This window comes from Leisingera sp. S2M4 (genome assembly GCF_055398055.1).
This window is the reverse complement of record NZ_AP040861.1, coordinates 823,430-834,161: the sequence shown is the minus strand read 5'-3', so window position 1 is coordinate 834,161 and position 10,732 is coordinate 823,430. Positions and strand designations below refer to the sequence as shown.

Here is a 10,732-nt window from a genome sequence, read left to right as displayed (position 1 = left end):
AAAACTTGCGTGGCGACCCGCTGCCCCACCGCTGTCCGGTTTGAATGGCAGCCCGTCGCGCGGGTCAATCCGACGTGCCAGCCTCAGCCGATCGCTGGGTCAGGTGTGCGCGGCAGTTTCCCCATCCGCGTCACGGGAGAGACCGGTTCCACGTCACCTTCGTCAATCCATCGGGCCAGCCTATGGTGGCATTGTGTCTTTTCCGCGAGAATAACGGTAAGAATAGGGCATCATATCACGCTGCGTTTCGTTGGGGCACTGGTTTCGTTCGACATCGCCTGGATGCCACCGAACAAGGCGGGCCTTTCGCTGAACAGGCCCGGATAGATCAACCGTTCCGCGTAGCCCAGCACCGCGCCCGCGCACATCCAGGTGACCGGTATCAACGTCGCGTTCAACAGCATGTCCACCAGCGTGGCCGCCAGGATCAGGGCGATCGGTGCCGCATAGGGCGAAAAGCTTTGCACGGACGTCTTGCGTGCGGCCCAAGCCAGCAAAACCAGCGGCAATGCCAAAAGGCCCATTTCGGCAATGTATCCTAGCCAACCGAAGGTGCCGAAGACGATGATCCAGCGCCCATCTGGAATGGACAGGATCTCGCCGCTCTCCTCGTGGAGGATCAGGTTGCGGCCCCAGCCGCCCCAGCCGAACCATGGCTTTTCCGCCGCGCGCGCCAGCAGCTGTGCCTCATTGTCGAAGCGGAAGCCCAGGGAATGGGCCCGGTCAACGCTGATGGTTTCGAAATAGGCCACGACATCATCGGTGGGTATCAGACCGGCGTTGCGCAGCATCGGGTAGATCACCGCGATCAACCCGAGTACCAGCGCCATCCGTAGCTGCCAGCGCAGCGGCGCAAAGGCCACCACCGGCGTGAAGACGAGCCCGTAGGCCAGTGACGCGAGGCTCTTGCAGCCGATGAGCAGAAGAAACAGGTAGCCGCAGACCAGCCCCAGTCGCCAGCGGCGCTCTGCGGTGGCGGTGCGGGCCAGTGCGGCGGCGGCCATCAGCGCGGTGGCGACAAAGAACGCCAGCCACAGCGCATGCGGCAGAAACACAATCGGGCGGTAGCCGCCCATTCGGATCATCTGGCTGAAATCATGTTGGAAAAAGCCGTAGACCCAGACGTTCGTCTGCGGGCTGAAGCGGATTTCGAACAAGGCCGGGATGGAGTAGGCCAGCGCGCCCAACACAAGCGCCAGCAAAAGGTCTCGATGGGCCTCCGGCGTGGACAGGTAACGCCTAGCGATCAGGAACGGCATCAACACGATCACCTGGTTGATCATCACGGATCCAACGTCGCGCCAGCGCAGGCCCGGCAATTGATGGTTGAGAATCAGAATCGGGTCGGCATTGGCGATCTTGTGAAACAGCATCGGCTCACCGTTGGTGAGCACCGTGGGAATGACGCCAAAGATAAACAGCAAGACCAGCACCAGTGCGGCCGGGTGGCGCGGCAAAAGCGGCACGGGCCGACGCAGCATGAAGGTGCAGAGCCCGAAGGCCATGATCGACGGAATCGCGAATTTGTCCATGTCCGGGACCAGCGGCAGGTCAAACTCGGCCACGGGGGGCAGCAGCAGGTAGCCGGCGATGATGCACCACAGGATCGCCCGCTCCAGCGGCAGACGCCGGAACAGAACCAGGCTGACCAGCGGCCAGGCCAGCAGCATCATGTAGGCCACAGCATTGGGCACCGGCGGTCTTGCCCTCCTTGACGTACGCGGTTCCGTTACGCGGTCGAATGTAACCGCTGCGATCCGGGGTGTCGCGGGGATTTCGACTATCCGGTAAATGGTTTGCAGGAATGCCACGGGTCTGGCCGGGACCGAAGGCGGGGGGCTGGTCCGAACGGCACCACGCGGCTAAGACGAAGTCACATCATCTGCGAGGGATACCGTGTATTTCGAATTCGACGGGCGCCGTGTTGCGGTCAATATCCCGGACCGTACCGGTCTCGAGACCGAGATCCGTGCCCGGTTTGCGGCGGGGCACGGGTTCGCGCTCGCGACGATCAATCTCGATCACATCGTCAAACTGGCGGCGGATCCGCGGTTTCTGGCGGCCTACCAGGCACAGGATCTGGTGGTGGCGGACGGGCGCCCGATTGTCTGGATGTCGCGACTGGCGCGGCGCCCGGTCGAGCTGATGCCGGGCTCCGACATGGTGCTTCCCCTGTGCCGCCTCGCGGCTGAGAGTGGCGTCAAAGTTGCGCTGGTGGGCAGTACCGAAGCTGCTTTGCACGATGCCGAAGCGGCGTTGATCGCGGCGGTGCCGGGGTTGGACATCGCCTGGTGTCAGGCGCCTTCGGCGCCTTTCGACCCCGAAGGGGAAGAGGCTGACCAGATCCTGCATCGGTTGGCCGAAACTGGCGTGCAGTTGTGTTTTCTGGCGTTGGGGGCGCCGCGGCAGGAGCAACTGGCCAGCCGTGGCCGCAGAATGGCTCCGAACGTGGGCTTTGCCTCGGTCGGAGCCGGGCTTGATTTCCTTGGAGGACATCAAAAACGCGCGCCAGCCTGGGTGCGCAGCATAGCGATGGAATGGCTGTGGCGTGCCTTGTCCAATCCGGTTCGACTGCTGCCCCGCTATGGAAAATGCCTCGCGATCCTGCCGCGCCAGGTGCTGCATGCCGCGTCGCTTGGCCGTCAAGAACGCCCCTGACACCGCCTGGTGAGCGCGCCGTAGGCCACTCTATTTGTACTCCAGAAGCGTCCGCGACCGACCTCTGCGCCGGTTCAGGTGATATTCCAGTACTCCAACGGCCTCGGGGAACTTCCCCAGCAGGGTAAAAGCCCCCCGTTCCCAGCCCATACGCCGCACCAATCTCAGGAGCTGGGCCGGGTAGATCAAGGCCAGCAGCAAAACCCAGACACTGAAGGCCGCGCCAATCAAGATGGACACGGGCAAAATGGCGCCCCAGGTCAGGGCCCGGCGGGTCTCTGTCACCCAATGTCGTTCCGGGCTGGCCCCATGCAACGCCGCCCCCTCGGCAAAGGCGTGGCCTGCACGGCGGCTGCGTTGCCACCACTGGCCGAAACGAAGCATCCGGGCGTCATGGCGGGTCATTTCTGCATCCAGTCGCCAGATTTCCCATCCCGCCCGTCTCAGGCGCAGGCACAGCTCGGGTTCCTCTCCGGCAATCAGCTCGTCGCGATAGCCGCCAGCATCGCGCAGTGCCGTCAAGCGCATCAGCGCATCGCCACCACAGGCCTTGGCTGGGCCAATTGGGGTGTCCCACTCGGCATCGCACAACCGATTGTAGACAGAGGCGGAGGGAGACTGCTCGCGCCGGCGACCGCAGGCCACTGCCGCCTGTGGGTTGGCTTCCATGAAGGCATGAGCGGTCGCGATCCACCCCTCAACCACCTCGCAATCGCCATCGGTGAATTGCACATATTCCGTCCCGGTCGCGACTGCGGCCAACCCGGCGTTGCGGGCCCGGGCCGCGGTAAAGGGACGGGACGTGTGCAGCTCGACGACTTCGGCCCCCAGATTGCGCGCGGCTTCGACCGAGCCGTCACAGGAGCCGCTGTCGACATAGATGATCTGTCGCACCTGTCCCGTCAGCGACTGCAAACAGCGGATCAGCCGCTCGCCCTCATTGCGACCGATCACGACTGCAGCCGTTTCGGCAGCGGCGGCAGCAGGGGAAGGGGGCGGCGGTTGGGTCACAGGGGCGGTCCATTCGTGGCGCAATCAGGCAGGTTCAAACTGCCGCCTTCGTGCGGCCACTGCAAGCGGGGCGTGCATGCTCAATTGCTTTTACGCCATCTTTGCTTCAGGCTGTGTAAACAACAGGAGAACAAGGGGATTACCGCGCATGGGAGCTGAACTGACGGTTCTGGCGGGCGATGTCGGAGGGAGCCGGACACGCTTGGCGCTGGCGGCACCCGGCGTTGGCGTGACGGCGTTGCAGAGTTTCTCCAATGACAGTTTTGCCAGCTTGGAGGACGTGCTGCGCGCCTATTGCGCCCAGCCAGGATTGCCGCCCCTTGCAGGGGCCTGCCTTGCCGTGGCCGGACCAGTTCGTGATGGCCATTTTGAACTCAGCAATCGCAATTGGTCGGGCCGGGCAGAGGAACTCGCCGCGGTGCTGGGTTTGCAGCCGGGTGCCAAGGCGCAGATCATCAATGACCTCGCGGCGCTGGGCCATGCACTGCAGGTGCTGATCCCGGGGCAGTTGGCCAGCCTTCGGCCAGGTCGGCAAAGCGGCGCACAAGCCCTTGTGGCGGGGATCGGAACCGGTTTCAACGTCGCGGCTTCCTGTGGAGAGGAAACACTGGAGGCCGAATTGGGTCATGCTGCCTTGCCGCAGCCCCTGGTGCACCGGCTGGAACAGCTTCTGAAGCGGGCGCCGACCGAATTCTGCAGCGTCGAGAGCTTGTTCTCGGGTCATGGCCTGGTGCGGTTCCACCAGGCCCTGAGCGGCAGTGCCGCAAGCAGTGCCGAGGGGATATCCGCGGCCTATCTGGCAGATCCCCACGGCAGCGAGGCGCGCACGATCGGCGAGTGGGCGCAATTGCTTGGACTGTTGGCGCGAGAAATGACCGCACTCTACATGCCGGGGCAGGGGATGTTCTTTGCGGGCAGCGTTGCGCGCGGCATTCTCAACACGTCTGCGCGGGATCTGTTCCTGTCCAGCTATACCGCGCCCGGTGGCAAGCTGGGGCAGATATGCGGCGACACGCCCCTGTGGTTGATAAAGGATGACGCCGCAGGGGTTAGTGGCGCGGCCCGGGTGGCCCTGAGAGCGGCCGCCGCCGAAGATGCGCTTTCTCACCCGGTGGGCGGCGAGGCCCAAGAGCAGACTTAACGGGTCCCGACCCTTGATTGACGGGGCCGCAGCTGCGGCTGCCTTGGCCCCGTCCGCAAAAGCTTGCCGCTAATAATCGCGTTTGAAAAACAGGCCGATACCGGTTTCCCCCTCGCTGTCCACCGTACCCTTGGCGGTCAAGCTGTCGGTCACGTCCAAGTTGATGCTCAACTCGCTGTCTCCGCGGGTGTTGACGTTGAAGTCGGTATAGACATTTTCAGCCACATAACCGCCCAGCCCCAATTGTCCGCTGCCCAGGTTGTCGACCCCGATATCCACGTCATCGGCACCGGTGGACTGGCGCAATTGGGCCTGGGTGCCGCCGCCGCGACCGCTGAGGGTCAGCGCGGATGTCGCCAGTCGCGCCAGCGCCAGTGGGGAGATGTCCTTGAGATTGTCGCCAAACAGCAACAGGGCCAGGGCTTCTTCGCTGGGGCGTGGCGGGTCGGAGGTTACCTTGATTTCCGGCGCATCGACGCGGCCGGAAATTTTCAGCGTTGCGGTGCCCTCTTCCGTAGCCGTGGAGGAGCTGAACTCCAGGTAGGGACGCAAATCTCCCAGCAGGGTAATCCGTCCTTCGTCCAGTTGCAGTCGGCGGCCGACAATGTCGAAGGTGCCGCGGATCAGGCTGATCTGGCCTGAGGGCGCCAGCCGCGCTGTGCTGCCGCGCAGGTGGATCTGGCCGCCAAGCTCGGCCCGCAGGCCGCGCCCCCGGGCAAAGATCCGCGAGGGCGCGCTGATGATGACGTCCAGATCGGTGCGCCCTGACCCGCTGCCGCTGGCGCTGCTTTGCCCGGTCAGCCCCGCACGCGCCAAGGTCTGGCGGACGGCCGCAGGCGTGTTGATGTTGCGGATCGGCGGGATCGGTGCCGCAGAGACAGTGCCGCCAGCCGTATTGAGGTTGATGTTGGTCTCGCCCACGTCGATGCGCCCGCTGACCCGGTTGCGGCCGGTCATCTCCCCGGCAAAGCTCAGTCGACCGTTCAGCAGCGTCTCATAGGACAGGTGATCGGTGACGGTCACGTCATCGATGGAAATCTGAAGCGCCCCATCAAACGGTGGTGTCAGGTTGACCGGGCCGCTGATCGTGACCGTGCCACCATCGCGGGGGCGGGCAGACATCTGCAGTTGCGCACGGGTGTCCCCCAACGAGACTGTCGCCCGAATGTCGTCTATTCTCTGGGCTGCGGACGGCACCGCAAGGGAGGCTCCCGGAACGGAGATCGTGCCGCGCAGGGCGTCCAGGGAGGGGGCACCTTTCAGCGCCAGATTGAAACTTGCCGCGCCGCGCAGCAGGTTGGGCGTGATGAACGGGTTGACCCCCTCCAGGCGAAGGGTGCCATTTGCGGCAAGATCGGCAGTGCCCTCCGCCTCGTTCCAGCTCCCGGCCAGTCGGCTATCAACCCCGGCAGGCCCCTTGGCGGTGGCGTCGATCTTCCAAGTGCCATCACGCCGGGTGGCAGACCCTTTGGCTGTCAGCTGCCCCGGCAGCTCCGGGATCAACCTTTGCAGCTGGGCCAGGACCGCGTCAAATCGCAAATCGGTGCTGCCGCTGCTCTCGGCAAAGCGGACATCGATCTTCGCATCAAGCCCGGCTGGCCCGGTGGCGGTTCCGGTGATTTCCCATTCGCCGGCTGTGCGTTTCGCTTGGCCCTCGGCGGCCAGTTTGCCTGCCAGCTGCGGCACAAACCGCTCCAATTCCTCCAGGGCCGCTGCAAAGCTGAAATCTGCCGCGCCTGCCAGAGTCACCGACCCGTCCAGCTGGGCAGAGCTGTTCTGGGGGCCGCTGAGTTCGGCGGTGCCGCTGAAAACATCATCCTGCCGCGTGACGCCTGCCGTCAGCTTCAGCCGGCCGGGCAGCTGCGGAGCAAGGATTTCCACGCGTTTCAATTCCGCATCAAGGTCCAGCCGACCGCGATCGCTGGTCAGCATGCCGGAGGCGTTCGCGGCGAGGTTGATGCCCTCCAGCGTGAAGCGGTCAATGCTGAGCCCCGCGGCATCCCGGGCGGCTTTCACCGTCAGGCTGGTGGTCCCTTGCAGCAGCTCGTCCAACTGGGAAATGCCGGCGGCAAGGTCCTCGCCAGTCAGCTCCACCGCGCCAGAGAATGCGCCCGACAGCGGCGTAAAGCTGCCCTCCACGCTGCCTTGCAATGCCCCCCTGAGGGGGCGGCCGACAAGGGCGGAGAACCGCGCCAGTTCCGTCGCTTCCGCAGTCAGGTCCGCAGTCAAATTCAACCCGCTTTCCAGCCCGTCCAGAAACAGGTGCCCGGCTGCCCGATAGTCGCTGCCGCGCAGCTCCATGTCGGTGATGCGCAGCGCGCCTGGCCCCTCGGTGGTGAGCGTCGCATCAAGGCGTATGTCGGTGCCGGTTGCCTCCGCAAGGGCGGGTTGCCGTGGCTCAAGCCCGGCCACGACGGCGGAAAGACGTCCTTGCAGGGCGAACTCGCGACTTTGGTCCAAGGTCCCGCTGCCGGTGATCTTTGCCGTGTCGATCAGCGCGCCTGGATGGCTCAGTTGATTCAGCAAGCCATCAAGTGTCCAGTTGCCGACAGTTGTCTTGCGCAGATGCAGGTCAGCCGCGGCCAGTGTGGTGCGCGCACCGGGAACGGGCAGGGTGACTGCAGCCTGCCCCTCGGGTGGTGTGATTGCAGCCTTGAGATTGGCAGTGTCCAGCACGCCCCCGGCCGTCAGGGATGCAGCGCCGGTCAGTTGCAGGGCGGCGGTCCGCAAGGCCAGCGTGTCCAGCTTGACTGCGCCGTCAGCACTGCGCGTGCCGCGAACGTTTAGGCGCAGACCAGGGCCAAAGAACGGGCGATGAATGGGGGCCAGAAGCGCATCGATGTCGCCGCCCAGATCGGCCGAGAAGGCAAGCGGGCGCGGCGCGTGTGCCGCTGCATCTTCGGGCAGTGGCGGCGCCGTCATGACCACCTCGCCTGCCAGCCGCTCGCGCCCGTTTGTGCTCAGCCCAATGGTCGCGGCAAAATCGGTAACCGGACCGCTGCCCTGTGCCAGCAGCTGAATTGACGGGTGTCCAGGGAGATCCAGACTGGCTCCGATCCATCCACCGGGCGCCTCATCCAGCTCAAGGTCCAGGGTGATCTGGCGCGTTTCGTTTGTGTAGCCCGCCTGCAAACGCAGATGGTCGCCGGGCCTGTCCAGCCGGTCGGCCTCCAGTTTGGTGTCCAGTGTGCCATCTGCCAGCCGCAGCGAGCCGTCGACCGAGAATACGGCCGCGACGCCAGCGAGCTTCTCGCCCAATTCGATATGCTGGGCAGCAATCTGATCCAGCTCGATCGCAACGGGCAGTTCCGGCAACGCAAACGGGGTGGCTTCCGGTGCGGGGAGGTCCGGATCGGGGGGCAGCGGTTCCGGGGGGCGCTCGATTGCAATTCGTCCGGCGCTCAGCTGGTTTACGGAAAACCGCCCCCGCAGCAATTCCAGCCGGTTCCAGTCCAGTTCCGCATCTTCGATCGTCAGCCAGATGCCGCTTTCGTCGGCAATGGTGATCCGTTCGATGCTGGCCTTGGAGGAGAAGGCCCCCTGCAACCCGGTTACGCTGATGTAGCGGCTGTCGCCGGACAGCGTGTCTTCGAGGAAGTCCACCAGTAGCCCACCGCTTTCGGCGGCGCTGTCCTGTGCGGCAGCGGGAGGTGTCGCGGGGGCGCCCAGAGCCAGGCAAAGTCCGAGTGAGAGGCCGATAAACTGTCTCAAAACGCCTGTCCTATTCCTATGTAGACCTGCACGCCGTCCTCTGAACCTCCGTCAACCGGGTAGGCGACGTCGAGGCGGATCGGTCCGATTCCGGCCACATCGTAGCGCAGTCCGACACCGGCGCCGGCATGACGCGCGGCAGACCCGGATACGAAGCTGTCCTCGCCGACAAAACCGGCGTCGTAGAAGCCAACCAGCGAGATCTTGTCGCTGACCTTGCCGCGGATCTCCGCGGACAGCGCCATGAAGCTGCGCCCGCCGGAAATGCCGCCATTCACGGGCACGCCGAGGGATTGATATTCGTGACCGCGCACGCTGCCTGCGCCGCCCGAGTAAAACAGCAAGGTAGGGGAAATTTCATTCAGCGAAGGGCCAACGACCGATCCCAGCTGCAGGCGTCCGGCCAGCACGATACGGTCCTCGGCCCCCAAGCCCCGATAGGCGCGGCCATCGGCCTTCATCTGCAGGCCGGATTTGCTGCCATCGAAGCCCAGGAATGGTGTCGCGCTGGCTTGCAGGTAATAGCCGCTGGTGGGGTTCACCCGGCTGTCTCTGCCGTCATAGTTGGCGCGCAACAGGGCAGCCAGGTACTTGAACCGCCGTTTGCCATAGACATCCTCGGCCAGGATCGACGTCGCGCCAAGCGCCGCCTCGGCATAGAACTGCTCGGAGTAGGTGCGCCGGGCCCCGATCGCGCCCAGCATGCGGGTCGCAGTGTAATGTTCTTCGTCGAGGTGCTCAGCCTCGGCCAGGTAAAAGATGCTGTCATCCGGTCCCAATTTTGCGGGCTGATCAAGCCGTACTGCTAGGCGTCCATCCAGATCATTGCTGCTGCCGATACCGCTGAGCCGTGCTTCCACGCGGAGTTTTTCCGCGCCTCCGAACAGGTTGCGGTGCATCCAGCTGCCCGACACTTCGATTCCGTCAGAGGAACTGATCTCGACGCCGAAGGTCAACCGGCGCGGGGGCAGGTCCTCGACCTCGGCGATAAAGTCCAGGGTGCCGTCGGGGTTGGGATGCTCCGCCTCGCGCAGAACCACACTGGAAAACGTGCCAGTCCGGCGTAGCCGGGTCGCAGATTTGGCGACAAGATCCGGATGAAATGTTTCGCTGGTTGGGAAACCCGCGATACGGCGCAGCGCGTCATCCCGCACGGCGGTCTGGCCGGTGAGGCGGAGTTTCCCGAACCGAAGCCGGGGGCCCGGTGTCAGTCGCAGCCGTGCATTCAGGCGGGCTTTCGCATGGTCGGCAGTGATGTCCTGTCCGCTGATCGCGGCCTTGGCGTGCCCATTGCGTCGCCAGGCCCGGACACCGGCGCTCGCCGCATCCCGGATGGCGCCGGTGCTGGCAGGGTGGCCGGGGGCGTAGGTCGGCGGGATGTCGATTTCGCTCTGCGCCGGGAACGGCGCGAGTTCGGCGACGCCAAAGCGAAATTGCGGCCCTGGTTGAACAGTGATTTCAATATGCTCGATGGTTCGCGGCGGGTTCAGCGGCTGGATTGTCGCGGCCTCGCGGCCATCCAGACGAATGTTCACCACCGGAGAGAAATGTCCGGCATCGTAAAGAACCTGAACCAGTGTGCGATAGTCCGACAGCGCCGCGGCCAACACCTCTTGAACACCGGTTTTCGGTCCCACGGCGACAGACGCAGAGGCTGCCTCGAGCCGCGCCTGCAGATCGGCTGGTGCACCCGGGGCCGACAGCCGTGCGTCGGCAGCCTGCGCGGCGGTCGGTGCCAGCGGAAGAAGGGCCAGAGCGAGAGCGCGCATCAGGGCGCGCGGACGAAAGGAAAATTGCATGTCTGCTCCCGTGGGCGGGATTGAAAACGGGGTTCGTCGCCCAGCCAGAATGGCCGTGGGGCAGCGTGAGCCTAGCACGGGAATTTCTCGGGGGAAAACCGCCAATCCGGGGAAGTCGGCGGCAAATGTTCCCGCCCGGCGTGAAGCCGAGGAAGAGCGGTGCAGGCAACCGTAAAATCGTGCGTCATTATGGTGCGTCAGAAAGGAATTCGTTTGAAATCGGCGTGGAGATTGCCATAGTCAATCCAGCCCCGGCAGTTGTCCCTGCCGGAGCTGTCACTCGTTACCAATAGCACTCTGAAACTGGAAATTTGGTGCAATCGTCAGGCTCAGCCACCACTCACACAGCCAAGCCTGAAGCGGATGATACCACGCAGAACATTGCTGTCTAGAAAATTCTCGGATTGATAAT

The 10,732-nt window shown here is 64.4% G+C and carries 6 protein-coding genes; 2 read left to right on the top strand and 4 right to left on the bottom strand.

Annotation, left to right across the window (positions count from 1 at the left end; all coding sequences use genetic code 11):
- Window positions 1–230: 230 nt before the first annotated feature.
- Window positions 231–1,694 carry a hypothetical protein gene (locus ACZ52D_RS04065; protein WP_464442620.1) on the bottom strand — a complete coding sequence of 488 codons (1,464 nt, stop codon included), beginning with the start codon at window positions 1,692–1,694 and terminating at the stop codon, window positions 231–233.
- Between the two features lie 202 nt (window positions 1,695–1,896).
- Between ACZ52D_RS04065 and ACZ52D_RS04060 the strand changes: the two genes are divergently transcribed.
- A complete protein-coding gene (locus tag ACZ52D_RS04060; RefSeq protein WP_464442619.1) occupies window positions 1,897–2,658 on the top strand; it encodes a WecB/TagA/CpsF family glycosyltransferase in 762 nt (253 codons plus the stop codon).
- 30 nt (window positions 2,659–2,688) lie between these two features.
- Here ACZ52D_RS04060 and ACZ52D_RS04055 read toward each other — a convergent pair whose 3' ends face one another.
- A complete protein-coding gene (locus ACZ52D_RS04055) occupies window positions 2,689–3,612 on the bottom strand; it encodes a glycosyltransferase family 2 protein (protein WP_464442618.1) in 924 nt (307 codons plus the stop codon).
- A gap of 205 nt (window positions 3,613–3,817) precedes the next feature.
- On the opposite strand from ACZ52D_RS04055, the gene ACZ52D_RS04050 reads away from it, so the two are divergent.
- A complete protein-coding gene (locus ACZ52D_RS04050) occupies window positions 3,818–4,810 on the top strand; it encodes a glucokinase (protein WP_464442617.1) in 993 nt (330 codons plus the stop codon).
- A gap of 69 nt (window positions 4,811–4,879) precedes the next feature.
- On the opposite strand, the gene ACZ52D_RS04045 is transcribed toward ACZ52D_RS04050, so the two are convergent.
- A complete protein-coding gene (locus ACZ52D_RS04045; protein WP_464442616.1) occupies window positions 4,880–8,521 on the bottom strand; it encodes a translocation/assembly module TamB domain-containing protein in 3,642 nt (1,213 codons plus the stop codon).
- Window positions 8,518–10,320, bottom strand: a complete 1,803-nt coding sequence (locus tag ACZ52D_RS04040) for an autotransporter assembly complex protein TamA (RefSeq protein WP_464442615.1) — start codon at window positions 10,318–10,320, stop codon at window positions 8,518–8,520. The genes ACZ52D_RS04045 and ACZ52D_RS04040 overlap by 4 nt, the downstream gene beginning before the upstream one ends.
- Window positions 10,321–10,732: the final 412 nt, after the last annotated feature.